Annotated in this window: 20 protein-coding genes; 8 read left to right on the top strand and 12 right to left on the bottom strand. The window is 62.2% G+C overall.

Translation table 11 applies throughout. The annotated features are described in order from the left end of the window. Nucleotides 1-62 precede the first annotated feature (62 nt). The 4 genes from OIS50_RS15695 to OIS50_RS15680 all read right to left on the bottom strand — a co-directional run bounded on the left by OIS50_RS15695 (nucleotide 63) and on the right by OIS50_RS15680 (nucleotide 4,469). Nucleotides 63-743: a phosphatidylserine decarboxylase family protein gene (locus OIS50_RS15695; RefSeq protein WP_264691575.1), complete on the bottom strand. Its 681-nt coding sequence runs from the start codon at nucleotides 741-743 to the stop codon at nucleotides 63-65. Nucleotides 744-965: 222 nt separating this feature from the next. Beyond that, nucleotides 966-2,252 carry a Glu/Leu/Phe/Val family dehydrogenase gene (locus OIS50_RS15690; protein WP_264694395.1) on the bottom strand — a complete coding sequence of 429 codons (1,287 nt, stop codon included), beginning with the start codon at nucleotides 2,250-2,252 and terminating at the stop codon, nucleotides 966-968. Nucleotides 2,253-2,432: 180 nt separating this feature from the next. Continuing rightward, nucleotides 2,433-3,344: a phosphatidate cytidylyltransferase gene (locus tag OIS50_RS15685; protein WP_264691574.1), complete on the bottom strand. Its 912-nt coding sequence runs from the start codon at nucleotides 3,342-3,344 to the stop codon at nucleotides 2,433-2,435. A gap of 57 nt (nucleotides 3,345-3,401) precedes the next feature. Beyond that, complete coding sequence (locus tag OIS50_RS15680; RefSeq protein ID WP_264691573.1) at nucleotides 3,402-4,469, bottom strand: CPBP family intramembrane glutamic endopeptidase; 1,068 nt, start codon at nucleotides 4,467-4,469, stop codon at nucleotides 3,402-3,404. Nucleotides 4,470-4,668: 199 nt separating this feature from the next. On the opposite strand from OIS50_RS15680, the gene dusB reads away from it, so the two are divergent. Continuing rightward, nucleotides 4,669-5,658: a tRNA dihydrouridine synthase DusB gene (gene dusB / locus OIS50_RS15675; RefSeq protein WP_264691572.1), complete on the top strand. Its 990-nt coding sequence runs from the start codon at nucleotides 4,669-4,671 to the stop codon at nucleotides 5,656-5,658. A 107-nt stretch (nucleotides 5,659-5,765) separates the two neighbouring features. Here the strand turns inward: dusB and OIS50_RS15670 are convergent, their stop codons facing one another. Further along, nucleotides 5,766-6,194: an ester cyclase gene (locus tag OIS50_RS15670; RefSeq protein WP_264691571.1), complete on the bottom strand. Its 429-nt coding sequence runs from the start codon at nucleotides 6,192-6,194 to the stop codon at nucleotides 5,766-5,768. 226 nt (nucleotides 6,195-6,420) lie between these two features. Between OIS50_RS15670 and OIS50_RS15665 the strand changes: the two genes are divergently transcribed. Both OIS50_RS15665 and OIS50_RS15660 read left to right on the top strand, forming a co-directional pair. Further along, a complete protein-coding gene (locus tag OIS50_RS15665) occupies nucleotides 6,421-7,386 on the top strand; it encodes a DMT family transporter (protein ID WP_264691570.1) in 966 nt (321 codons plus the stop codon). 46 nt (nucleotides 7,387-7,432) lie between these two features. Next, nucleotides 7,433-7,966 carry a GNAT family N-acetyltransferase gene (locus tag OIS50_RS15660; RefSeq protein WP_264691569.1) on the top strand — a complete coding sequence of 178 codons (534 nt, stop codon included), beginning with the start codon at nucleotides 7,433-7,435 and terminating at the stop codon, nucleotides 7,964-7,966. A gap of 9 nt (nucleotides 7,967-7,975) precedes the next feature. On the opposite strand, the gene OIS50_RS15655 is transcribed toward OIS50_RS15660, so the two are convergent. The 3 genes from OIS50_RS15655 to OIS50_RS15645 all read right to left on the bottom strand — a co-directional run bounded on the left by OIS50_RS15655 (nucleotide 7,976) and on the right by OIS50_RS15645 (nucleotide 15,134). Continuing rightward, the gene (locus tag OIS50_RS15655; RefSeq protein ID WP_264691568.1) at nucleotides 7,976-8,584 is read right to left on the bottom strand and encodes a transposase; all 609 of its coding nucleotides are present in this window, start codon (nucleotides 8,582-8,584) and stop codon (nucleotides 7,976-7,978) included. A gap of 33 nt (nucleotides 8,585-8,617) precedes the next feature. Beyond that, nucleotides 8,618-13,207, bottom strand: a complete 4,590-nt coding sequence (locus tag OIS50_RS15650; RefSeq protein ID WP_264691567.1) for an AAA domain-containing protein — start codon at nucleotides 13,205-13,207, stop codon at nucleotides 8,618-8,620. 154 nt (nucleotides 13,208-13,361) lie between these two features. Beyond that, nucleotides 13,362-15,134, bottom strand: a complete 1,773-nt coding sequence (locus tag OIS50_RS15645; protein WP_413616947.1) for an amino acid permease — start codon at nucleotides 15,132-15,134, stop codon at nucleotides 13,362-13,364. Nucleotides 15,135-15,210: 76 nt separating this feature from the next. On the opposite strand from OIS50_RS15645, the gene OIS50_RS15640 reads away from it, so the two are divergent. Together OIS50_RS15640 and OIS50_RS15635 are read left to right on the top strand one after the other, a co-directional pair. After that, complete coding sequence (locus tag OIS50_RS15640; RefSeq protein WP_264691566.1) at nucleotides 15,211-16,011, top strand: carboxypeptidase-like regulatory domain-containing protein; 801 nt, start codon at nucleotides 15,211-15,213, stop codon at nucleotides 16,009-16,011. Between the two features lie 38 nt (nucleotides 16,012-16,049). Continuing rightward, entirely contained in the window at nucleotides 16,050-17,168 is a 1,119-nt protein-coding gene (locus tag OIS50_RS15635; protein WP_264691565.1) for a lipocalin family protein, read from the top strand. 5 nt (nucleotides 17,169-17,173) lie between these two features. Here OIS50_RS15635 and OIS50_RS15630 read toward each other — a convergent pair whose 3' ends face one another. Continuing rightward, the gene (locus OIS50_RS15630; RefSeq protein WP_264691564.1) at nucleotides 17,174-18,358 is read right to left on the bottom strand and encodes a sensor histidine kinase; all 1,185 of its coding nucleotides are present in this window, start codon (nucleotides 18,356-18,358) and stop codon (nucleotides 17,174-17,176) included. A gap of 200 nt (nucleotides 18,359-18,558) precedes the next feature. After that, on the bottom strand, nucleotides 18,559-18,750 hold the full coding sequence (locus OIS50_RS15625; RefSeq protein WP_264691563.1) for a hypothetical protein: 192 nt from the start codon (nucleotides 18,748-18,750) through the stop codon (nucleotides 18,559-18,561). A gap of 50 nt (nucleotides 18,751-18,800) precedes the next feature. Between OIS50_RS15625 and hemA the strand changes: the two genes are divergently transcribed. Next, nucleotides 18,801-20,075: a glutamyl-tRNA reductase gene (gene hemA, locus OIS50_RS15620; protein WP_264691562.1), complete on the top strand. Its 1,275-nt coding sequence runs from the start codon at nucleotides 18,801-18,803 to the stop codon at nucleotides 20,073-20,075. Between the two features lie 185 nt (nucleotides 20,076-20,260). On the opposite strand, the gene OIS50_RS15615 is transcribed toward hemA, so the two are convergent. After that, entirely contained in the window at nucleotides 20,261-20,569 is a 309-nt protein-coding gene (locus tag OIS50_RS15615; protein WP_059071745.1) for an ArsR/SmtB family transcription factor, read from the bottom strand. Between the two features lie 264 nt (nucleotides 20,570-20,833). Between OIS50_RS15615 and OIS50_RS15610 the strand changes: the two genes are divergently transcribed. Further along, nucleotides 20,834-22,060, top strand: a complete 1,227-nt coding sequence (locus tag OIS50_RS15610) for a Glu/Leu/Phe/Val dehydrogenase dimerization domain-containing protein (protein WP_264691561.1) — start codon at nucleotides 20,834-20,836, stop codon at nucleotides 22,058-22,060. An 84-nt stretch (nucleotides 22,061-22,144) separates the two neighbouring features. Continuing rightward, nucleotides 22,145-23,308 carry a mechanosensitive ion channel family protein gene (locus OIS50_RS15605; RefSeq protein WP_264691560.1) on the top strand — a complete coding sequence of 388 codons (1,164 nt, stop codon included), beginning with the start codon at nucleotides 22,145-22,147 and terminating at the stop codon, nucleotides 23,306-23,308. Nucleotides 23,309-23,391: 83 nt separating this feature from the next. On the opposite strand, the gene OIS50_RS15600 is transcribed toward OIS50_RS15605, so the two are convergent. Further along, a complete protein-coding gene (locus tag OIS50_RS15600) occupies nucleotides 23,392-24,294 on the bottom strand; it encodes a TerB family tellurite resistance protein (protein ID WP_264691559.1) in 903 nt (300 codons plus the stop codon). Between the last annotated feature and the right edge of the window lie 46 nt (nucleotides 24,295-24,340).

The following is a 24,340-nucleotide window of genomic DNA, read 5'->3' as shown; positions in this document are numbered from 1 at the left end:
GTAAAACAAAAGGCCCGCTGCTATCGGAGCAGCGGGCCTTTTGCTATGTGTCAGTCAAAAGCTTAAAACAAGCCCGACGACTGCGTTTTCAGCTGGGCAATTACGGTTTGGCCGCCTTTTACCTTCTCGCCAATCTGCACCTTCATTTCGGTATCGACGGGCACGAAGATGTCGACGCGCGAGCCGAACTTGATAAAGCCGAACTCCTCGCCCTGGCTTACTTCGTCGCCCTCGTTTACATACCACACAATGCGGCGGGCCATGGCGCCGGCAATCTGCCGGAACAATACCAGCGGGCCGGCTTCCGACTCTACCACCACCGTGGTGCGCTCGTTTTTGGTGCTGCTTTTGGGGTGCCAGGCCACCAGGTACTTGCCCGGGTGATACTTGAAATATTTCACCGTGCCCGATACCGGGTTGCGGGTGATGTGCACGTTGATCGGCGACATGAAAATGCTGATCTGCTTGCGCACGTCGCCGAAGTACTCGGGCTCGTGTACGTCCTCAATCACCACCACCTTGCCGTCGGCCGGGGCAATTACCAGATCTTCGTGGGTGAGCAGGTTGCGGAACGGGCTGCGAAAAAACTGCAGCAGCAGCAAGAAGGCAATAACCGAAACAACCGAAAACACGCGGTTGAACCCTTCGGCCTGCTCGTTGAACTGGTAGAGCAACAAGTTCAGGGCCAGCAGGATAAGCAGCGTAAAGAAGAGAATACGGCGACCTTCTTTGTGGATTTTCATAAATCGCAGATGAGCGCTGATTGCGGATATGCAACTGATTCAGCAGGCAATCAGGCAAAACAAACGAGCGGCAAACGAAGCAAGCGGGAATGCGGTAGTAAGGCGGAGCGTGGTTACAAAGATAGCCCGGACCTCGCGGTCCGGGCTATACTTTATGCAGAACTCTGATACAGGCCGCCGCGCCTAGGTGGCCCGGGCACCGGCAGCTATCAGGAGCGGAGCTTAGAAGCTGCCGCGGAACTTGTAGGTCTGGGCTACTTTATCGATAGCCACCACGTAGGCGGCAATGCGCATCGGGATGTTGTACTTCTGGCTCGTGGCGTACACCTTCTCGAAGGCATCGTTCATGATGCGGTCGGCGCGCTCGGTTACCATTTCTTCCGACCACTTGAAGCCCTGGCGGTTTTGCACCCACTCGAAGTACGAAACCGTTACGCCGCCCGAGTTGGCCAGAATGTCGGGTACCACCATAATGCCCTTCTCGTTGATGATGGGGTCGGCCGAGGCCGAGGTGGGGCCGTTAGCGCCTTCCACAATCAGTCGAGCCTTGATGTCGTGGGCGTTGTGCTCGGTAATTACGTCTTCAACGGCGGCGGGCACCAGCACGTCCACGGGCAGGGTCAGCAGGTCGTTGGCGTTGTCCATCAGCGTAGCGCCGGTGTAGCCATCGAGGCGGCCCTTGTGGGCGTTCTTGTAGGCAATGGCCTCGTCGATGTTGATGCCGTTCTCGTTCCAGTACGCGCCCGAAACGTCGCTTACAGCCTTAATTTTCACGCCTTGCTCGCACAGCAGCTTGGCCGCCCACGAACCTACGTTGCCGAAACCCTGCACAGCGGCCGAAGCGCCTTTGGGATCCATGCCCAGCTTGCGCATAGCCGCCAGCGCCGATACCATTACCCCGCGGCCCGTAGCCTCGGTGCGGCCCAGCGAGCCACCCATTACCAGCGGCTTGCCCGTAACCACCGCCGGCGACGTCATGCCCACGGTTTTGGAGAATTCGTCCATCAGCCACGCCATTTCGCGCGGGCCGGTGCCCATGTCGGGGGCCGGAATATCTTTATCGGGACCGAATACGTCCTTCATGGCCAGCGTGTAGGCGCGGGTGAGGCGCTCGATTTCGCCGGGGCTCATGGTGGTAGGGTCGCAGATGATGCCGCCCTTGGCACCGCCGTACGGGATGTCAACCACGGCGCACTTCCAGGTCATCCACGCGGCCAAGGCTTTTACCTCGTCCAGGTGCACGTTCTTATCGTAACGAATGCCGCCTTTCGACGGACCGAGCACCGTGTTGTGAACCACGCGGTAGCCCTCGAAAACACGTACTTCGCCGGTGTCCATCGTCACGGGAATGTGCACGATGACTTGCTTGTCGGGCGCTTTCAGTACGTTATACGTCGCGTCGTCGAGGCCGAGGATATCGGCGGCCACGTTGAAACGCGACATCATAGATTCGAGCGGATTCTCGCGGTCCACCTTAGGGGCCGGCTCTTTATACACCGTAGTGGCCATGCTGTTGATCGGGTAAGTGGGGTTGAAGATGGGGGAATGCAAAAACAGCGGCCGCCCGAGGCCAGCCGAGCAGCCAGCAAGCGGGCGGAAAAATGACGCGCCAAAGGTACTAGGTTTCCCCAATACGCAGAAAAAGGCTTGTACGGCTAGCAGTGGCGCGGGTACGGCCCTAGGTGTGGCTTACAAATCGAACAGCAGGAGCAGCACTACCAGCACCGGCACGATGAACAGGAAGGCATCGAACCGATCGAGCAGGCCGCCGTGGCCGGGCAAAATGCGGCCCGAGTCCTTTACGCCCACGCTGCGCTTCAGCATCGATTCGGCCAAATCGCCAAGCACGCCAAACACGGCTACCACCGCAGCGGCTACGAGGCGGTGCGCCAGCGGCATATCGGGCAGCAGGTAGCCCAGGCCCCAACCCACCGCCAGGGTAAGCAGCGTGCCGCCAACCCAGCCCTCCCAGGTTTTGCCGGGCGAAATGCTGGGCGCCAGCTTGTGCTTGCCAAAGTTTTTACCGGCGATGTAAGCGCCGGTATCGGCCGCCCACACCAGGAAGAGCAGGCCGAAAATGCGGCGGTAGTCGTAGCCGTCTTCGGTGAAGCCAATCAGGCACAACAGGCTCATGGGCAGGCTCACGTAGAAGAGGCCGCCCATGGCCACGCCTAGGTTGGCAAAGGGCTGGTGTTCATCGGAGTCGCTCCAGCGGGCCATTTCGCGCAACAGGAACACCAACGGTACAATCAGGATAAGCGAGGCCAGCGTGAGCAGCACCGGCTCGGTGGTTTCGTAGGGGCGGGCATCCACGTCGCCGAGCACGTAGAGCAGGCCAAACACCACCAGGCTGGTGCCCGTGCCCACGATGGCAGCCGGCCGGTAGCCGGCCACGCGCATCATGCGGTAAAACTCCCACAGCATGCGGGCCTGCACAATGCCGAAAAACAGGCCGAACGTCCAGCCGCTGTACCAAATGCAGCCCAGCAGCGCCACCGCCCCGATAGCGCCGGAAATGATGCGCTGCCACATGTTGGACATGCCGGGCGGCTTGGCGGCCTCGGGCGAGTTGGCGGGCGACGGAGTAGTGGAGGTAATCAAGAGTGCAGAAGCGCTGGTGGCAGAAAAAGCGGAGGTGGCAGCGGCAGCCCTAGGTGGTTATACGGCAGGAGCTTCGGGCGGCGTTTCGATGCCATGCGAGGTGAGGGTGTGGCCGGCTACGGGCGGCACAGCGGGCGGCACGTCGGCGGCGGTGCGCACTTGCACGCCGTGGCTGGTAAGCACGTGCGCCTCGGTAGTGGCGGCCTCATGCGCCGCAAATTGCCGCTGCAGCCAGTAGAGCAGCCCCAGGGTAAGCACCAATGAGATGAGCATCAGTGGCCAGGCCATGGGTTCGTTGGCATCGGCATCGAAGCTGATGGTGCCGCGTTGCTGCAAAAAGAGCAACAGCAGCTGAAAGCCGTTTTGGGCAAAGTGCGCCGCCATAGGCACCAGAATATTGCCGCTCCAGGCAAACAGGTAACCCAGCAACACGCCCAACACCATGCGCGGCACAAACCCGAAGAACTGCATGTGAATGGCACTGAACACGATGGCCGATAGCCACACGCCCCAGTGCACGGATTTCGTCCAGCGGCTGAACTGGCGCAGCACTACGCCCCGAAAGGTTAGTTCTTCGGCAATGGCGGGTACTACCGCCACTACCAGCACGGCCACCAAAAAGCGGGTGGTGGTGCCAAATTTGGTAAGGAAGGTGGTAAGTGCCTGGGCCTGGTCTTCTTTTTCGCGGGCGGCCTTTTCTAGGTCGTAGAGCCACGAGGGCAGGTGGGCATCGGCGTTCCAGGCTACCAAGCCCGACAGCGCCGGCATGCTCACGATCATCAGCACCATAGCCGCCAGTAACCACCACACGGGTACCGGGCGGCGCGGCGCAAAGTACTCGGCGGGCTTTAGGCCGCGCAGCACGGGCAGGAAGTACGCGCCAGCCCCAAAACCGGCCAGTAGCGATAGGCCTTGCAGCCACATCAGCACGGCCCAGCCGTAGGTGTAGCGCGAAGGCGAGGCCAGCACATCGGGCAAGCGCAGCAAGTCAACTCCATAAGCTACGGTAACTACCGATACGGCGAGAAACATGCCGATGCACATGCCGGCCACCACCAGCAGCGTGAGCAGCAGCAGCGTGAGGGCAGGGTGCATCGTTTCGGTGGAGCGGGCGAAACCTTTCATGCGTATTGGGTAGTTGGTAGGCGGTAGTCAGACGAATAAACGTGCCCAAAGGCTGCATGAGCCGGCCCGTTTTGCCCGGGTGGCTGAGTCTCAGTACTCCACAACGACTACTGACTACTCTTCTGTCGTAAATTTGCGCAAAATACGCTAACCGGCGCCGTTCAACGTCAGCCCGACGCCTGCGCGGCGCCCCCACAGTATGGTCTACATCCGCGACCTCGCCTTGCCCGATTTTCCGCTGCTGCTTGCCCCGATGGAGGACGTGTCGGACCCGCCGTTTCGTGCCGTGTGCAAGCAAGGCGGCGCCGATCTGATGTACACCGAGTTCGTGTCGTCGGAAGGCCTGATTCGCGACGCGGCCAAGAGCAAGAAAAAGCTCGACGTGTTCGACTACGAGCGCCCCATTGGCATTCAGCTGTTCGGCTCCGATGTGCAAACCATGGCCGAGTGCGCCAAAATCAGCACCGTAGCCGGGCCCGACCTCATCGACATCAACTACGGCTGCCCCGTGAAGCAGGTGGCCTGCCGCGGTGCCGGCGCAGCCCTGTTGCGCGATATTCCGAAGATGGTGCAGATGACCGAGGCCGTGGTAAAAGCCACGCACCTGCCCGTGACGGTGAAGACGCGCCTGGGTTGGGACGACTCGACCCGGAACGTGGAGGAAGTAGCCGAGCGCCTGCAGGACATTGGCATTGAGGCGCTAACCATTCACGGCCGCACCCGCGTGCAGATGTACAAGGGCGAGGCTGACTGGACCCTGATTGCCAAGATCAAGGAGAACCCGCGCATTCGCATTCCCATTTTCGGCAACGGCGACATCGACTCGCCCGAGAAAGCCCTGGAGTACAAAAACCGCTACGGCGTCGACGGCATTATGATTGGCCGCGCCTCCATCGGTTACCCCTGGATCTTCCGCGAAATCAAGCATTACTTAGCTACCGGCGAAAAGCTGGCCCCGCCCACCCTGGAGGAGCGCGTGGGTGCCTGCCAGATGCACTTCGAGAAGAGCATTGAGTGGAAGGGCGCGAAAGTGGGCATCTTCGAGATGCGCCGCCACTACGCGCATTACTTCAAAGGCTTGGTAGGTGCCAAGCAGTGGCGCACGCAGCTGGTTGAGGCCAACACCCCCGACGAGGTGCGCGCCATTTTGGCCACAATTGCGCAAAGCGAAGCCGTACTGGCCGATTAAAGGCTATCCGCTTAGCTCCTTTTAGAAACCAAGCGCCTTCCTACCTAGGGATAATACCCGGCAGGAGGGCGCTTGGCGTATTATATAAAATGTAGTCGGAGGTCGGCTTAGCTCAGCGGCAAGCCCATCTGCCGGTTCATCGCGGCGGAGTCGCGGGCACCCCATCGGCGCTGAATGCGCCCTCCGCGTACCACAAAGTGCTCCATGGCCACTATTTCGTAGGGTTTGCCGGTAACCGGCCCACCGCGGAACGAGCCAACCGACTGCCCCCGCTCCAGGTAGCGCACCATCACGTTGTCGCCGTCGGCGGCAATGGCTTCTACGTGCAGTTGCAGGGCAAAAGCGGCGTGCAGCTCTTGCCACACGGGGATTACCTGATCCATGGTGCCCCAGCCGAGCACGCCGTACACCAGCGCATCGTCGGCGAAAATGCGGCGCAGGGCAGGCATGTCGGCTTGGTTGAAGGCTTCGACGTAAGCCAGGACGACTTGTTTGTTGGCTTCGGTGGTTTCGGGGGTTGCTTCGAGCGTTTCCATAGCAGATGGCAAGGGGGTGAGAATGGGGCTAGCCCAAGGGGCCAAGAGATATTGATCTGGCGGCAATACTACCCGTAACCGGCCTAGGTGTCAATCACATCATCGGGTGAAGATCAGGCCCGAACCCAGTAAAAGGCGCTGTCTGTCAGTTCTTCGTGCACCGGCACCTAGGGGTCTTCACCTCAACCATGGCATACCTCGCGGCTTGTTCCGACCTTTGCCGGCCATGTCCTCTGCTCCTGCCCCCGCCCCTGCTGCTGCCGCCGCTCCTGCCCCACCCGTTGTTGCCGGTCCGCCGCCGCACCATACGCCTCTGTCGGCATGGGTGCTGCTGGTGGTGCTGGCCTCCATTTGGGGTACATCGTTTATCCTGATGAAGAAAGGGCTGGCGGTGTTTTCGGCGCTGGAGCTGGGTGCCACCCGCGTTACGGTGGCCGCGCTGTTGCTGCTGCCATTTGCGCTGCGCTACGTGCGCAAAGTAGAGCGCAGCCGATTTAAGTGGCTGCTGCTGAGCGGTGTGGTGGGCACGCTCATTCCGGCTTTTCTGTTTGCCTACGCCGAAACCAAGCTGGCCTCGGGCCTGGCCGGCGTACTCAACGCCCTAACGGTGGTGTTCACGCTGCTCATGGGGGCTATGTTCTTCGGGCAGCGCATTACGTGGCTGCGTGCGGCCGGCATTGGCGCGGGGCTGCTGGGCACCATTGTGCTGATGGGCCTGGGCGGCAGCGGCGGCGACGCCACCCCCACCGGCGAGGGCAACGCCTGGTACGGGCTCTACATTGTGCTGGCTACCTTGGGTTACGGCGTCAGCATCAACGTTATCAAGCACCATTTCCACGGCATTCCGTCGTTGGCCGTAACCGGGCTGCTGCTCATGCTGATTGGCGGGCCGGCCGCGGCTTACCTGCTCCTCGGTACCAATTTCCTGCACAAGCTGCAACACGTGCCCGGCGCCTGGACGGCCTTCGGCTACATTGCCCTGCTGGCCACCCTCAGCACGGCCGTGGCCATGGTGCTGTTCAACAAGCTCATTCAGCAATCCACGGCGCTGTTTGCCTCCTCCAACACCTACTTGGTGCCCATTATGGCCCTGGGCTGGGGCCTGCTCGATGGCGAAATCATCAACGGGTGGCACTTGCTGGGTATGGGCATTATTCTGCTGAGCGTGTTCGTCATCAACCGCGCTAAGTAGCCGCGCTGACGCCCTGCCCCTAGCCTGCCTCCGGCACCTGCACTCTATGGCTGATACCATTCGTCCGCTTGTGTTTCCGGCCGATGAGCCGGCCTACCTCGCCCTGCGCGCCGAAGGCCTGACGCGCCAGCCCGAGTGCTTCCGGGTAACGCCCGCCGACGATGCCCGCCGCCCGCAGCGCTGGGCTGCGTACCACCCCAATGCCGAAGAAGTAATCTGGGGCGCTTTTGCCGACGACGCGCTGGTAGGCACGGTGGGCTTTGTACGCGAACCACTCGACAAAATGCGCCACAAAGGACTGATCAGGGGCATGTACGTGCGCCCCGAGGCGGGCCGCCGCGGCCTGGGTCGGGCATTGCTGCGTACGGCCCTGCACTTCGCCCGCCAGCTGCCGGGCCTCGAGCAAGTACTCCTGACGCTGGTGGCCACCAACGCCCCGGCCCGCGCCCTTTACGCCTCCGAAGGCTTCGTGAGCACGGGCATTGAGCCGCGCGCCATGAAATGGCAGGGCCAGTACTTCGACGAGGAAACCATGGTGCTGTTTCTGAACCCGGCTCCGGCACTTGAGCCCGGCAGTTAGCCGCTTGCCCTAGGTCGGGCGGGCCACCGGAGCCACGTAAGCATACGGCCACTCCCCGTAGCGTGCGGGTAGCTTCAGGCGCCGGGCGTGGGCCAGCAGGTAGGCCTGCACGCGCTGCTGCTCGGCCGCATCGAGCACCGGTAGCTCGTGAAAGCCAGGATGCCAGAAATCGGCTTGCGCGGGCAGTTGGCCGCGCAGAATGCGGCGGGCCTGCTGGGCGGTGCGCTGATGCAGCAGCTCCACGGCTTTGTAGAGCGAGAGGGCGTGGCCCGCGGGCTGGTGCACCACGGCATGCAAGTGATTGGGCATCAGCACAAAGCAGGATACGCGCAGGCCCAATTCCTCCAGCATCAGCAGCTCGCCGGCCACGGCTTCGGCTATTTTCTCTTTGCCTAGGTAAGCCGCGCCCGTAGGGCCCGCATCGAGCAGGGCATCGAAGGCCACGAAGAACTGCTTTTCGGCGCGGCGGTGGGCGGCTTGAGCTTCGTCGGGGGTAGCGGCAGCGCGGGCTGCCTCCTGCGCCGCTACGCGCTGCTGCTGCAGCTCGCGGCCGGCACGGGCCGGCACGGAGCCCGCCAGGCGCAAAGTCAGCAATAAGGTTTCGCCGGAAGCATCCATAAACCGAACGGGTTCAACGCGTTTGCTGATTCACTACAACTCCGCCTCCATGGGCAGCGCTGCCGCTACCGGCTCGGCCACCTCCGGAAAGGCCACGTAGCGGCGCGCCTCAACGTGCCTGCTGGGCGCGGCCGCTTGGGCACCTAGGGGCTCGATGCCCAGGCGCGTAAGCGTACGGAGCAAATCCTGCACGCTCTCGGCGCGCCAACGCACCCAGGCCGAGGCAAAGCAGCGCCAGAACTGCCAGCCCGCCCGCTCCAACACGCGCTGCCGGCGCAGGTCGTCGGCCCAGCGGTCGGGGCCGTGGTACTGGTCGCCGTCGCACTCCACGGCCAGGCGCTGGTCGCCGGCACCTTCCACCACCAGATCGATGCGGTATTGCCCTACGCGTACCTGGGGCTGCACGCGGTAGCCGCGCTCGGTGAGCACGTCGTACACGTCCTGCTCAAACGCCGACTCGCACAAATCGCGCAGGTTGCTTACCCGGGCTTCATCCTGACCGTAGGGCGTGGCGAAATGCGCCAGCAGGCCGCGGCGCAGGCGGTCGTTGGGGCTGAGCTCGTCGGCTTCGAGGCTGCGCACCAGATACATCCGGTCGCGGGCGCGGGAGGCGGCCACGTTGAAGCGCTTGGCAAAGTCGTCGCGCCCCACAGCCGTGGCCTGCCCCTTCGACACCACCAATGAAAGGAATATCACGTCGCGCTCCTTGCCCTGAAACGTGCGCGCATCGCCGCAGGCCAGCTCGTGGCGCAGCATGGCTTCGAGGCCGATTTCCTGTTCCAGCATATCCCAGATCAGCCGGGCCTGCTTGTCGGCCAGCAACGATACCACACCTAGGGTACGCCCGGCCATGGCAGGGTCGGCCAACAGGCGCTTGATTTCATCGACGATAAAGCGCGCTTCCGCGGGGTTAGTATCCTGGCGGCGTACGCCGTCTTCTACCAGCACATCAATTAGCGGTGGGTCGAGCCGCTCGGAGGCACTGGGCAAGCGCAATGGCCTGATTTCATGATTGTAGAACTCGCGCTTGGAGTACTCGATAATGGGGCCCACGCAGCGGAAATGCTCTTTCAGCATCACGCCGGCTTCGGCAAATACTACCTTAAACAGGTCGTAAATGGAGCGGTCGGGCGCAAGCTGCGGCGCGTACAGGCTCACTTGCGAGGTCAGAAAGCGGGCCATCAGGCCACGGATTTTCTCTTCTTCCAACCCAATACCTTCCGGCGACACCTGCTTGTCGTCGCCGACTACCAGGATTTTGCGGGCCCGCAACAGCGCGGGCAGCGCCGTCAGGTCCGACTGCGAGGCTTCGTCCACAATCACTAGGTCAAAAGCCCCCAATTCAGCCGGCAGCGACTCCGACACGCGGTAGTGCGGCATAATCCAGCAGGGAATGGCCGCGTTGGCCTGGGCTGCCGCGCGCTGGGCATCAAGCCGGTAGCGCCCGGCCTTCTTACCGGTTCCTTTTCCGATTTTGGTAATGGCATTGCGGTAAGCCTCCAACGCGCTGCGCACCTGCGGGGTGGCGTTTTGGGCCAGCTGCAGCCAGGTGCGCTGGTTAATCAGCTCCTGATACGTCAGCGCCAAGCCTTTTTCGGCTTCGCGGCGCTCGGTGGCTAGCTGCCGTAGCTCGGCGCGGCCGTCGAGGTTGGCGAGGAAGGTCGCCAGGCGGCGCAGCCGCCAGCGTTGGCGCCAGTCGTTGGGCAGCAGCTCGTCGGGGGCACCTAGGGCGGGCTCGGTTTGCAAGCGCGCAGCCCACAGCGGGGCCCCGGATGCGGCTATTTGTTCGGTGACGGCAGTTACTGTGTTGAGCAGCGGCTGCAAGTCATGTACGCGCCGCAGTTCCTGCGTCAGGGCACCCCACCGGGTTTGCAGGTCGGCATCGGCAACGGCGGGGTTGCCCAGCTCCTGCTCGAAAAAGCGGCGCAACGCTTCGCTGATGCGGCCGGAAGTGTTGTGCAGAGCGGTTTCGTACTGCTGGCGCACGGCCCAGGCCGTTTCCAGCTGCAGGCGCAGCTGGTGCTGCCGCAGCACGGCAGCGGCTTCGGGCAATGCCACCGGTACCGCTGCTGTTGGGTGCGCCAGGGCCCAGGCAGGCAGCAACTGGTGTATCTGCTGGCGCAGCGCCGCCTCGGCGGTTTGGGCGTCGCGCACCTGCTCGTAAACTTCGTAGAGTTGCCGGGCTTCGGTAGTAGCGGCCAGGGGGTCTTGCTGGGTAAGGGCGGGCAGGCCCAACTCGGGGGCCAGCGCCTGCCAACGCGCCGCCAGCTCGTGCATTCGGCGCAGCAAATCGAGGTAGCTGGCTACGTAAGCCCAGTCGGCGGCCGAAGCGGGCGGGCCGGTCAGTACTTTGATTTCGCTCAGGCGTTGCTTCTGGGCCGTTTTGCCAAATACACCGAGTAGGCCGAAAGGCCGCTCACCGCGGGCCTGGGCAGCCACGGCAGCCAGCAGCTCGGGCTCCAGCTCCAGCCCGGCGGGTACCCGCACTGGCCTAGGTAAGAATTGCTGCCTTGCTGCCAGGGCCTGTTGCAGCTCGGCACCTAGGGCTTCGAGCAGGCTGTACAGGCCGCTGGCGGTGCCGGCAGCCAAGCGGGTGGTTTGCGCGGCAGCCCACGGCAACTGCCCTAGCTTGAGTTGCTGCGCCGCTAGGTTGCTGAGCTGCTGCAAAACGGCGGTAACGCGGGTAAGCGCATCGGGCACGTGGGCCAGCGCGGGTAGCTCGCCGGTAGCTACAGCTTCTTGCAGCCCCAGCGAGCGGCTGAGCTGCTGATGCGTGAGCAGCAGCTCGCGGGGTTCGGGCAGGGCGGCTACGGCGGGCAGGCAAGCAGCGCGGTAGTCCAGATCAGCCCCTAGCGCCAGGCGGGCAGCCCGCAGGCTGGTCACGGCTGCCTCATCGAACTGCGGCCGATGAAGCGGAGCAGGCGTCAACGCATCGGGCAGCCATTCGGCCAGGGTTTCGGCCTCCACCACCTCGCGAGCGGCCTGGTGGGGTTGGAGGCGCTCCTCATCCAGCACTACGGCTTCGAGGTTTTGCCGGCCCCACTCCGCCATGCGGCGGTCGATGTAGGCCAGGCGGCTGTGGTAGCCATCGAGCTGTTCGGTTAGCTGGCCGATGTGGCGCCGGGCCGCGTCGCGGTCGAGGCGCTGTACTTGCTCGGCAATGTGCTGCACGGCGTGCTCAAACTGGCGCAAGCCTTCCCGCTCGCTGGTCAGCAGGCTGATGGCCAGGGGACGCACCGAGGCGGGCAGCTTGTCGCGCAGCACGCCCAGGGCGGGGTCGCGCATGGAGGTAACGAGCACCCGCTTGCCCAGCGCCAGGTAGTGGCAGATGACGTTGGCGATGGTGTGGGTTTTGCCGGTGCCGGGCGGCCCTTGCACTACCACGCCGGGCGCGTGCTCCAGCAGCTGCACAATGCGCACCTGCTCGTCGTTGAACGGCAGCGGAAAGTACAGCTCCTGCGGCGCGGCGGCGCCGGCGTCGCCCACCAGCGAGAGGCCCCGGAAAGCGGGCAACGGCTGGTTGGTGTGGTAGCTGGCTGGCTCGCGCACCAACGCGGCTACGGCGGGCGGCAATTCGTCGGTTAACGCCTCGATGCGGGTGCGCAAGGCCTCCAGGTCTTGCAAAAAAGCGTTGGCGCTGCGGGGGCGCGCAAACAGCACCCAGGTATCGGTTAGCTGAAGCTGCGGCGTGGCGGCGGGCACGCTGCGAGCGGCCGCGGCGGGCTCGTCGGGCAGGTAGCGGCCCTGGGCATCGAGCAGGGCGGTGGCCTGGCGCAGCACCGGCTCGTAGGTAGCAGCCTCGAAGGGCGAGAGGTAGGGCGCTTCGGCCAGCAGCGGGCGGCTACCCTGCTCCAGCCCGGCCACGCCCGGCACCTCGTGGGCGGCGTACACGTCCGTTTCCAGGCGGGTAGTCGCCTCGCGCGGGCGCACCTCCAGGGCCATGGTATGGGGGTTCAGCGTCAGCTCGGCGAGGCGCGTAAGCACGGGGTAGCGCACCTCGGCATTGGGCAGTTGCCACGCAGCCACGCCTACCCCCCACACCAGCTCCAGGGGCGCATCGGCCAGGCCGCCATCGAGCTGCTGCTTAAGGGCGTACAGCCGCGAATACCAGCCAATCGTTCGGCGCCGGCGCGTTTCCTCCAGGGCCCAGGGCTGCCACTGCTGCTGTTGGTAGTGGGCCAGGTCGGCAGTTAGTTGGGCGGCTTGGGGAAGCGTAGCCAGCGGCACCGGCGTCAGCGGATTGTAATCGGGCTCCTCGGCCGCGCCCTCGGGCAGCAGACCTAGGCGCAGCAGGGTTTGGGCCGGCAGTTGGGGGCGCAACCGGGGGCTCTGGCTGGGGTCGTTGGTCAGCTCGGTGAGGGTGGCCAGCACCGCATCGGTAATGGCAGGCGCGGGCGTTTCCTTCAGCCGCTCCACGCGCAGCCACAGCTCCTCGTCGTCGGCGGCCACGTTCAGGGCTATGCCAGGCAAGCCGTTCAGCTGAGACTCGAGGGCGCAAAAGGCTGACTGGCGGGTAACATCGGCGGCGGGCGTTGCTTTTAACCGCACGCTTTCCCGGGTGTAGTTCAGCAGGGCCAGCAACCGTTCGCGCTCCAAAGGGCTCAGGCCAGACGAAGAATTCATGCGGAAATCAATAGGAAATAACTGGCCCTAGGTGGCGCCGGCGCCCGGCCGCTAACCCTGCAAGTTACGGCAACCCAACGGCCGCGCAAGCCCACAAAAAACCCCGGCCGCCTAGGTGGCAACCGGGGCTTGGGGCACTAAGAGCCGGCGGCACCTAGGCAGCAGCCGCCGCGCGGTTGAGCTTGCTGTGCTTGATGCCGTAGTTGAAGTAAATGGCCAGGCCAATCACCAACCAGCCGCCAAACAGCACCCAGTTGCTGATGCCCAGCTGCGTCATGAGGTACAGGTTGGTGAGCAGGCCCAGCACCGGCAGCAACGACAACTGCTTGCGGAACGATACCACCGCAATCAGCAGGCTGGCCAGCAAAAACACGAGCATCGGAATTTGGTGCCGGAAGCCTTCGTAGCCCTCGGCAAAGCTGATTTTGCGCGCAAAGTCGTCGATGTTTTCGCGGTTGTACACCATCACCAGCGCGGCGCCGGCCAGCAAAATCAGCGGCACCAGGTAGCGGCCGTTGATGTAGGGCACTTTGAAGCGCGCGTTGCTTTGGCCCCGCGGGTCGATAACCAGAATGCCACCGCACACCAGCGCAAAGGCGAACAGCGTACCGATGGAGGTCAGGTCGATAACCAGGTCCATGTTCAGCAGCAGGGCCGGCACGCCCACAAACAGGCCCGTTACGATGGTGCTAAACGAAGGCGTGCGGAACTTGGGGTGCACGCGGGCAAACACCGGCGGCAGCAACCCGTCGCGCGACATCGTCATCCAGATGCGGGGCTGGCCAATCTGGAACACCAGCAGCACCGAGGCCATGGCGAAGATGGCCGAAACGGCCACAATGCCGCCAAGCCACTCCACGCCTACTTTGTTGAACACGTACGCCAGCGGGTCGCCCACGGCCAGCTCTTTGTAGTTCACCATGCCCGTGAGTACCAGCGTGATAATCACGTACAGCACCGTGCAGATAACCAGCGCGTAAATCATGGCCCGCGGCAAATCGCGCTGCGGGTTTTTGCACTCCTCGGCCGTGGTGCTGATGGCGTCGAAGCCGATGTAGGCGAAGAACACGGCCGAGACGCCTTTGAGCACGCCGCCGATGCCGTTGGGCGCGAAGGGGCTCCAGTTGGCGGGCTTGATGTAGAACACGCCCACTACGATAACCACAAATACCACCGCCAGCTTCAGGAGCACCAGCAGGTTGGAGGCGTTTTTCGACTCCTTGATACCCACGTATACCAGGCTGGTAATGAGCACGGTAATGAGAAAAGCGGGCAGATCGACCACGAAGCGCAGGCCGCCCACCAGCTCGGGCGCTGCCGACCATGCCTTGTACGCCTCCAGCTGATCGGGGGCGGCATCGGTTAGCGGCTTGCCGGCTTGCATCAGCTCGAGCACCGCGTGGTAGCCTTTGTAGGCGCTTTGCGTGCCCATCGTTAGCCACAAGGGCAGCTCGATGCCCACGCCGCTCAGCAACCCCGTAAAGTAGTCGGACCAGCTGATAGCCACCACGATGTTGCCCACGGCGTACTCCATGATGAGCGCCCAGCCGATAATCCAGGCGGCCAGCTCGCCAAACGAAGCATAAGCGTAGGTGTAGGCCGAGCCCGACACCGGAATAGTGGCCGCAAACTGCGCGTAGCACAAAGCCGAGAAGGCGCAGGCAATAGCCGTGAACACGAACAGCAGCGACACCGCCGGGCCGCCGTCGTACGAGGCATTGCCGATGGTGCTGAAGATGCCCGCCCCGATTACGGCGGCAATACCTAGGGAGGTGAGGTCGCGCACGGTAAGGTGGCGCGCCAGGCCATGCTCGCCGGGGTGCGAGCCGTGCAGGTCTTCGTCGGCCGGGGGGTTGGCCAGCAGGTCGGAAAGCGCTTTGCGGCGGAACAAACCGGCCGAGCGCGTGGGAGGTAGAGGAGCTGACAAGGCGTATTGGATGAAATAAGGGGCAAAAGATAGAAAATAATGCGGCGGGGCTGCGTGCGAAAGTTTGCCCTTGCTTATGGAATCAGTGAGCTTGCTGCATCTATTAGCGGTGTTTACTCAGCAACTGCCAATGATCCTCCCTTCTGCACAGCTTACCGTTTCCAAACCCTGCCAAGAGAACTGGAGCCAGATGGTCGCGGCTAAAGACGGCCGCTATTGCGCTGCATGTGAAAAAGTTGTTATCGACTTCACCCAGCAAACGGATGCCGAGATTATAGCCTATTTACGCCAGCACTCCGGCCTAGCATGCGGCCGTTTTAAAGCATCACAGCTCAACCGGCCACTTCGCGTCGGCAAAACGAGTGGTACATGGCGCAAATGGCTGGCAGCGGCCGCCACTATTTGGGGGTTGCGCGAAATAGCTCCTGATGCGGCTGTAGCCCAACGCATACCAGCTGTGCAACAGCCGCTGCAGCCCGCACAGGACGCTAAATCAGCAGCAAAGGCAACTGCTCCTATTTGGTTACGCGGCGTTATGCTCGATTCAGCTACACTTGCGCCTATACCCGGTGCCACAGTTTTGGTGAAAGGCACCACCCGAGGTGTTTCGACGGACGCAGAAGGGCGCTACAACATTGACGTTGAAGGCTTATCAACTCCGCTGACGTTAACCTTTGCATCCGTCGGATATTATTCGGAGGAGCGAATAGTTCGGAATACTGGCGCCGCCATACCCGATCTGGTAATGCGCACTGACCTTGCGCAACTGAACGACATCGTAGTAGTTGGCGGCTGTGGGGTTGTTCGCCCTTGGTGGCATCCGCTGCGTTGGTACAGCACCCTACGCATCAAGGCACGTAACCTCGTTAGCCGCTGAAACCTTTCGGCACCTCAGCAGCTTATGCCAAGGCCATGATGAATAAGCTGCTCCCGGCCGCCGCCTTGCTGCTGACGCTGCTCAGCCCCGCCTGTTCGCTCAAGCCCACCACCAAGCACGACGTATTTAACCAGCAGGCCCAGTTGCCGCAGGAAGAAGCCGTGCACCCGCGCAACTCCCTGGAGTGGTGGTACTTTACGGGCCACCTGCGCGATTCGCTTTCGGGCCACACCTATGGGCTGGAGTATGTGTTCTTCCACTTCAACCCCACGGGCAAAAAGGACCACCTGATGGTGAACGTGGCCCTGACCGACCCGCAGCAGAAAAACTTCCGGTACGATTACAAGTGGAGCGGCCTGGCCAAGGAGTTGCCCGCCACCCTCCCGCTGAACCTGCACCTGCAGAAAAAAGACCAGACCTGGACGCTGCGCGGCCAAGAGGGCAAGTACCAGCTGCAGGCCGACATGGTAAGCCACCCCGGCTTTGGGCTGAATCTGACTACCCAGCCCACCAAACCCGTGCTGCTACACGGCGGCACCGGCTACGAGAACTACGGCAACATTGCCTCGGCGGGCTATTACAGCTACCCGCGCCTCGATGCCCGCGGCACCATCACCCTAGGTGGCCAAGCCCGCCCGGTATCGGGGGAGCTGTGGTACGACCGGCAGTGGAACTGCGGCTCCGTAACGCGCAAAGACATCGGTTGGGACTGGTTTAGTATTCAGCTCAGCGAACCGCGCGAGGAGCTGATGCTGTACACCGTGTACAACAAAAACACCGGCCAGTACCTAGGGGGCGGTTCGCACAACTCCGCTACCAATGAGAACACCCACCTCGGCGAACAAGATTTTCAGCTGGAAACCCTGGCGTGGTGGCGCAGCCCCAAAACCGGCCTGCGCTACCCCGCCAAGTGGCGCGTACGCGTGCCCAGCCAGGGCTACGACTTGCTGATAGAGCCCGTGATGAACGACCAGGAGCTGGTGCTAAAGCTGATTGCCGGCATTAAGCTGCCCTACTGGGAAGGCATGTGCCGCGTAACGGGCACGCACCGCGGCAAGCCCGTAAGCGGCAACAGCTACGTCGAAATTACCAACCGCAAGGAGCCGCGCCGCGCCGGTGGTGCCGCCGCCGAAGCTGCCGAAGGCGCCGCGCAGTAACGCACCTAGGCGTTCAGCAACACCCGGAACGTGGTGCCTTTGCCCACCTCCGACCAGCGCACGTACAGCCGGCCTTTGTGGTAGTTCTCGATGATGCGCTTGGCCAACGCCAGCCCGAGGCCCCAGCCGCGCTTTTTGGTGGTGTAGCCCGGCAAAAACACCGTTTCGAACTTGCTTTTGGGAATGCCTTTGCCCGTATCAGTAATATCGAGGGCAATTTGCTTGTGGTTGCGGCCGCCGTGGCGCAGTACCAGCGTAATGGAGCCGCGCCCATCCATGGCATCGACGGCGTTTTTGCACACGTTCTCGATTACCCATTCCAGCAGGGGCACGTTCACGCGGGCCGTGGCGCCGGGCGGCAGCAGGCTTTCTACCTTAAACACCACCTTGCGCGACACGCGCACCTTTAGGTAATCCACGGCGCGCTCGGCCACCTGGTAAATGTCCTCGTCCTTGAGCACCGGCACGGAGCCGATGTTGGAGAAACGCTCCGTAATAATTTCGAGCCGGCGGATGTCCTTGGCCAGCTCCTCCACCACCGGCTCGCCCTCGAACCTAGGCGAATCCTTCATGTAACTCTGCCAGGCCATCAGGCTGCTGAGTGGGGTACCCAGCTGGTGCGCGGTTTCTTTGGCCAGGCCCACCCACACGCGGTTTTGCTCGGCCCGCCGCGAGTAGCTGAAGGCGAAGTACGCCACCACCGCCAGCGAGGCAATTACGGCCAGCTGCACCAGCGGGTACGTGCGGAGCTGGCTCAGAATCACCGAGTCTTTGTAATAAATGTAGTTGCGCAGGCCCGCACCCAGCTCCACCACAATGGGCGGGTGCTGGCTGCGCATTTCCTCGATTTCGCGGTGCAGCAGCTGCTCGCGGTCGGCTTCGTTGAGGCGGGCGGGCACATCGAGGTTGCGGTAGTCGAGCACGGTGCCCTCGGCATCGGCCCAGATTACCGGAATGGTTTTGTTGGCCTCGATGATTTCGGTGGAGGCGAACTGAATGTTGGTATCGTCGGACTCGGAGTTGATAACAAAGCGCAAGGCCTTGGCATACAAGTCGATCTGCTGCTGCTCGCGCTCCGACAGGCGGCGTACCAGCAAGTTGGTGTACACCACCGTAACGGCGCCGATTACCAGCGCCATCACCACGATGAGCAGTTTAATCCGAGATTTTTGGTCGTAGATGGGGAGCACAGGGCGAAAACGGAAACAACGGCGGCCGCCAGCCGGTTAGCTGCCAGCAACGCGTGCATGGTTGCGAAAGTACGCAGCACTTGGGCCTACCGATACCTGGCCGCGGCCTGGTAAAGCAGTACCTCCCAAACAACACCTAGGCCCGCCGAAGGGTGCAGCGGAGCCGGGAGGCTCCCGGTTTTTTGGCCGGCCCTCCCCTATCACATCATCAGGTGATTGACCAGCACCCGCTTTGGCAGTACGTTTAACGTGTTGTCGGAAAGGCATTTCGGCAGCCCGCCAAAGATGATTTTTATCAACTCACCGGCCGGCAATGCCGCTTTAACGTTCAAAAAACGTACTTCAACCTTCGCTCGAACCGCTTTACATTTTTCGGTGTTTTTCTCTAGCAAAATGCGCCGTAATTTTGCAATCCACTTCTACGTCGCCCGTAGCACCAGCTATGACCCACCCGTTTAAGGCCGTAGGGCTATCCTATAAAACCGCACCGCTCGCCATTCGCGAGCTGATTGCGTTGGATGAACCGGCCTGCCGTCGCTTTCTCGACACGCTTCATCAGGAGCTCGGCTTGTCCGATCTGCTCGTGCTGAGCACCTGCAACCGTACCGAAATCTACTACGCCGCCGACCGCGACCAGAGCCCCGCCATCATCGAGGCGCTGGGCAACCTGAAGGGCGTGGCCGATATGGGCGCTTACTACGAGTACTTCAACCTCTACAACACCGCCGACGAAGCCGCGCAGCACCTCTTCGAGGTAGCCATGGGCCTCGATGCGCAAGTGGTTGGCGACCTGCAGATTGCCAACCAGGTGAAAACGGCTTACCAGTGGTCGGCCGACGCCGATGCGGCCGGGCCTTTCCTGCACCGCATCATGCACTCGGTGTTCTTCACCAACAAGCGCGTGCAGCAGGAAACCTCCTTCCGCGACGGGGCCGCCTCTACCTCCTACGCGGCCGTGGAGCTGGTAGAAGAACTAACCACCGACTTTGCCAGCCCCCGTGTGCTGGTGGTGGGCCTAGGTGAGATTGGCGCCGATGTGTGCCGCCACCTCACCAACAACAAGTCGTTTGCCGATGTAACCATCTGCAACCGCACCCGCGCCAAAGCCGAGTTGCTGGCCGAGGAGTGCGAAGGCCTGAAGGTTATCGACTTTGAAAACCTGGCCGAGGCATTGCAGGAAGCCGACGTGGTTATTTCCTCCATTGCCCGCGACACGCCGTATTTCACGGCCGAGATGGTAAGCCGCCTGGAGGTGCTCAGCTACAAGTTCTTCATCGACCTGTCGGTGCCGCGCAGCATCGAGCCCGAGGTGGAGGAAGTGCCCGGCATTCTGCTCTACAACATCGACGCCATTCAGGGCCGTGCTTCGGAAGCCCTCAACCGCCGCCTGGCCGCCGTGCCGCAGGTGCGCGCCATCATTGCCGACAGCATTGCCGGCCTCGACGAATGGAGCCGCGAAATGATGGTGTCGCCGGTGATTCAGAAAATAAAAGGCGCGCTGGAGCAGTTGCGCCAGGAAGAGCTCGACCGTTACCAGAAGAAAGTATCGGCCGAAGAAGCCAAGCGCCTCGACGACGTCACGAAGTCGCTGATGCAGAAAATCCTGAAGCAGCACGTGCTGCAGCTGAAAGCCGCCTGCAAGCGCGACGACGCCGACCAGATGATCGACGTGCTCAACGACCTCTTCGACCTGGAGCGCCAGCAAGCCACTGCCTAGCCTACTACTACTTACTACCTATTACGATGTAGCGCCCCCGCCAACCGCGGGGGCGCTGTCGGTTTAGGGCATCGGTGGTTTCCCCAGGTCGCCGCGCCGCCACGTCTGAACGCACGAAGGCCCCGCCTCGTGGTTAGAGGCGGGGCCTTCGTGCTTGTGAGAAAGCTAGGCGTGGGTGGTATCCCTTACATCGTATCGCAGCACCCCTCGAGCGTGTCAATCACGTCGAGCAGTTTGGGAATGGACAGGGAGTAATAGATTTTGGTACCGACCTTGAACGACGATAAGATGCCGCGGTCTTTGAGTGTGATAAGGTGCTGAGAAGCTATGGCTTGGGGTAATCCGAGCGTGCGGTAGATTTCCGTCACGGTCATTTTATCTTCTTTGCCGAGCAGGTCAACGATGGCCAAACGCTTGGGGTGAGCCAGCACTTTGAGCATCGCGGCAGCCTTATCCACTTTCTTGGATTCTACGCGCGAAAGCAGTGGTTTCATGGAGGCTTGCAAGGTGGAAATGTTACTCTAGGTGTGCAGTACGCGTAATACGTGCTTCCTATACTCTAAAGTTCCTATACAGGGGGCCCGCAGCCGAAATTTTTGGGCGTTTCCGCGAATGCTGCCTTTCAAGGGGAGTTTAGTGCGCAGGTATTTTCGCCCCATTGCCTGGGCCGCTGTACCTTTGGGCGCCGGCCAGGGCGGTTTAAGCCCTTGGTGGCTTTGCTTCCCGATTTCTCCCACCCAACTCGTTACCCCCTGATTATGCGCGACTTACTCGTCACCTTCGAGAACAAACGCCCCGAAATCGTATTTGAGTGGAAAGACTCCGAAACCGAGGCCGAGGGCTGGGTGGTGATTAACTCGCTGCGGGGCGGCGCGGCCGGCGGCGGCACCCGCATGCGCAAGGGCCTCGATAAGCGCGAGGTAGAAAGCCTGGCCAAAACCATGGAGGTGAAGTTCACCGTGTCGGGCCCGGCCATCGGGGGCGCCAAATCGGGCATCAACTTCGATCCGCAGGACCCGCGCAAGCGCGGAGTGCTGGAGCGCTGGTACCGCGCCGTAATTCCGCTGCTGAAGAACTACTACGGCACCGGCGGCGACCTGAACGTGGACGAGATTCATGAGGTAATCCCGATTACGGAGGACTACGGCCTGTGGCACCCGCAGGAAGGCGTAGTTACGGGCCACTACCGCGCCAGCGAGCCGCAGAAGATTCAGAAGGTTGGCCAGTTGCGGCAAGGCGTAATTAAGGTGGTAGAGGACGAGCAGTTTACGCCCGACCGCGCCCGCCGCTACACCGTGGCCGACCTGATTACCGGCTACGGCGTGGCCGAGGCCGTGCGCCACTACTACCGCCTGTGGCCCGAGCAAGAGGTAGCGGGCAAGCGCGCCATTATTCAGGGCTGGGGCAACGTAGGGGCCGCCGCAGCTTACTACCTGGCGCAGCAAGGCGCCATTATCACCGGCATCATCGACCGGGCCGGTGGTTTGCTGAAGCCCGAAGGTTTCACGTTCGAGGAAATTCGGGCGCTGCTGCTCAACCGCCAGGGCAACGCGCTTTCGGCCGACAACCTGCTGCCCTTCCAGGAGGTGAACGAGAAGATCTGGTCGTCGGGCGCCGAAATATTTGTGCCGGCAGCGGCTTCGCGCCTCGTTACGCGCGAGCAAGTAGAGCAGCTGCTGGCCGGCGGGCTCGAGGTAATCAGCTGCGGCGCCAACGTGCCCTTCGCCGACCCGGAAATTTTCTTCGGCCCCACCGGCGAGTTTGCCGATGCCCACACGGCCGTAGTACCCGATTTTATTGCCAACTGCGGCATGGCACGCGTATTTGCCTACCTGATGGAGACGAACGCCGAAATCACCGACCAGGCCATTTTCGCCGACATTTCGCGCACCATCTTACGCGCCTTGGAGCGCACGCACTCGCAGGGGCACACCAACCAGGTAGCGCGCACCTCGTTCGAGCTGGCGCTGCGCCAACTCGTATAAGCGGCAGCCACGGCCGCGCTTTTATCGGCGCCGCCTCGCCTGCCAAGGGTGCGGCGGCGCCGTTGTTTTTACCCCTGTTCTGCTATGAGCACCAAGGAGTTTCTGAACCAGCAGTTTTTAGGCAACACCATCGGGCAATACTTGCTCTGCGGCGCCATTTTGCTGTTGGGTTTTGGCTTGCGCCGGCTGTTGTCGCGCATTGTTTCGAGCATCTTCTTCCGCATCATCAAGCGCCATACGGCGGGCGTATCAGAAAAAGAGCTGAACGACTTCCTGATTCAGCCCCTCTCGGTGGTGCTGTTTCTGTTCACGTTGTTTCTGGCCTTCAACGTGCTCGATTACCCGGCCTCCGTTACACACGATTTGGCCCGCAGCGTAACCTGGCCCAAACGCCTGGCCTTTGCCATTTACCAGATCGGGGTGATATCAGCTTTGGCGTGGGTGGTGCTGCGCCTTATTGATTTTGCCGAGCTGGTGTACCGCCGGCGGGCCGAGCTGCTTACCTCTACCAATACCCGCCTCGATGCGCAGTTCATCCCGTTCGCGAAGGACTTTGCGAAGGTGATGATCCTGATTTTCGCGTTTCTGGTGATGCTGGGCCAGGTGTTCAACGTGAACGTAACGGCCCTGATTGGCGGTCTGGGCATCGGCGGTTTAGCCGTGGCCTTTGCGGCCAAGGAAAGCCTCGAAAATCTGATTGCCTCCTTCACCATCTTCCTCGACCGGCCTTTTCAGGTAGGCGACCTGGTAACGGTGGGCGGCATCACGGGCACGGTAGAGAAAGTAGGATTCCGGAGCACCCGCCTGCGCACGGCCGAAAAAAGCTACGTAACGGTGCCCAACAAGTCGATGATCGACAAGCCGCTCGACAACCTCTCGTTGCGCACGGCGCGCCGGGTAAGCTTCACCCTCAACTTCGGCCACGAAACCAGCCGCGAGCAGCTGCTGGGCATTGCGGCCGATTTGCGCACCTACCTGCACGAGCACCCGCTTATTATGCCCGAGGAAGTGCAGATTAAGCTGGCTGCCCTTACCCAAACCGGCCGCGACCTATCGGTGCAGTACTTTGTGCAGGTAGCCACCTACGACGAGTACCTCACGGTAAAAGAAGCCGTGAACTACCGCATCCTGGAGATAGTGGAAGAGCACGACGGTGTATTTGCCACCAACACCACGGTAGTGCGCATGGTAACCGACCCGGGCATCACCTCCGGTACCGGCCAAGCCTCCGATGGCTCCATCATTTGATTACCACCTAGGCTGAAAACCAGAAGCGGGCGGAGGTAGCTACCTCCGCCCGCTTCTGGTGTTTATATCTACTGAAAGCCAGCTTATCGGCCGCCCAGCAAGCCGCCGAGCAGGCTGCCCATGCCGCCGCCCATCAGGCCGCCCAGGCCGCCGCCACCGGTGCTGCGCGGGCCCATGTGTGCGCCGCCGCCCAGGCCACCCAGTACCGACATAAGGCCGCCCAAGCCACCGCCGGGCACGCCGTAGCCGGCCGGGCGTGTGCCGTAGCCGCCGGTTGCGCCGCCGAGCATACCGCCCAGGCCGCCGCTGTTGAGCAGGCCGCCCAGCAAGCCGCCCATGGTGCCGGCGCCGCCCATGGAGGCAGCTGCCCCGCCGAGCAACCCACCTAGGGTACCGCCACCGCCGCCCATCAGGCCACCGCCCATGCCGCCGCGGTTGCCGCCCATCACGCGCGAAAGCACCATGGGAGCAGCCACTGCCAACAGGCCCGTAAGCGCGGCCTGGGGCGGAATGCCCACCGAGCGCAGCTTATCGCCGAGCGAATCCATAAGGCCTTGCGGGGCTTGCTGCGGGTTTTGGGCCTGCGCCTGCTGCGTTTGCGACACCACATTTTCGATGGTGCTCACTTGCTGCTGGTTGAGGCCTAGGTAAGAAGCCATTTTGTTTACCATGGCTTCTTCCTCGTTGGAGTAAGCGCCATCGGCCCGGGCAAAGCCTACCAAATCGGTTACCAACGAGTAGCGCAGGTTGCTGTTGCGCAGCACATCGAGGTTGCCTTTGATGCTTTCGTTGGTCGAGTCCTGGGCAGCGTTGAGCACGTACTGCGTGCCCTGGGCCGAGAGGCCGGCCACCTGCGCCATTTGCTGCAGAAACTCGGCCTCGTGCTGCGTAGCCTGGCGGTCGGCCGTGGCTAAGCTGGCAATTACGCTGAGGTAAGCGGTTTTTTCTTGCTCGGAATACTGGCTAAATACTTCTTCGGGTTGCATACGCTAGGGGTTTTGGGAGTGGGAAACGGCGCCGGTGCGCAGCTAT

The sequence above is a fragment of the Hymenobacter sp. YIM 151858-1 genome (genome assembly GCF_025979705.1).
Lineage (GTDB): Bacteria > Bacteroidota > Bacteroidia > Cytophagales > Hymenobacteraceae > Solirubrum.
This window is presented reverse-complemented; position numbering and strand designations above follow the sequence as displayed.

Bases quoted from the DNA above. Each gene is read 5' to 3' on its own strand.
- OIS50_RS15695 (WP_264691575.1), bottom strand. From the start codon at position 743: ATGAAAATCCACAAAGAAGGTCGCCGTATTCTCTTCTTTACGCTGCTT.
- OIS50_RS15690 (WP_264694395.1), bottom strand. From the start codon at position 2,252: ATGGCCACTACGGTGTATAAAGAGCCGGCCCCTAAGGTGGACCGCGAG.
- OIS50_RS15680 (WP_264691573.1), bottom strand. From the start codon at position 4,469: ATGAAAGGTTTCGCCCGCTCCACCGAAACGATGCACCCTGCCCTCACG.
- dusB (WP_264691572.1), top strand. From the start codon at position 4,669: ATGGTCTACATCCGCGACCTCGCCTTGCCCGATTTTCCGCTGCTGCTT.
- OIS50_RS15670 (WP_264691571.1), bottom strand. From the start codon at position 6,194: ATGGAAACGCTCGAAGCAACCCCCGAAACCACCGAAGCCAACAAACAA.
- OIS50_RS15665 (WP_264691570.1), top strand. From the start codon at position 6,421: ATGTCCTCTGCTCCTGCCCCCGCCCCTGCTGCTGCCGCCGCTCCTGCC.
- OIS50_RS15660 (WP_264691569.1), top strand. From the start codon at position 7,433: ATGGCTGATACCATTCGTCCGCTTGTGTTTCCGGCCGATGAGCCGGCC.
- OIS50_RS15655 (WP_264691568.1), bottom strand. From the start codon at position 8,584: ATGGATGCTTCCGGCGAAACCTTATTGCTGACTTTGCGCCTGGCGGGC.
- OIS50_RS15650 (WP_264691567.1), bottom strand. From the start codon at position 13,207: ATGAATTCTTCGTCTGGCCTGAGCCCTTTGGAGCGCGAACGGTTGCTG.
- OIS50_RS15640 (WP_264691566.1), top strand. From the start codon at position 15,211: ATGGAATCAGTGAGCTTGCTGCATCTATTAGCGGTGTTTACTCAGCAA.
- OIS50_RS15635 (WP_264691565.1), top strand. From the start codon at position 16,050: ATGAATAAGCTGCTCCCGGCCGCCGCCTTGCTGCTGACGCTGCTCAGC.
- hemA (WP_264691562.1), top strand. From the start codon at position 18,801: ATGACCCACCCGTTTAAGGCCGTAGGGCTATCCTATAAAACCGCACCG.
- OIS50_RS15615 (WP_059071745.1), bottom strand. From the start codon at position 20,569: ATGAAACCACTGCTTTCGCGCGTAGAATCCAAGAAAGTGGATAAGGCT.
- OIS50_RS15610 (WP_264691561.1), top strand. From the start codon at position 20,834: ATGCGCGACTTACTCGTCACCTTCGAGAACAAACGCCCCGAAATCGTA.
- OIS50_RS15605 (WP_264691560.1), top strand. From the start codon at position 22,145: ATGAGCACCAAGGAGTTTCTGAACCAGCAGTTTTTAGGCAACACCATC.
- OIS50_RS15600 (WP_264691559.1), bottom strand. From the start codon at position 24,294: ATGCAACCCGAAGAAGTATTTAGCCAGTATTCCGAGCAAGAAAAAACC.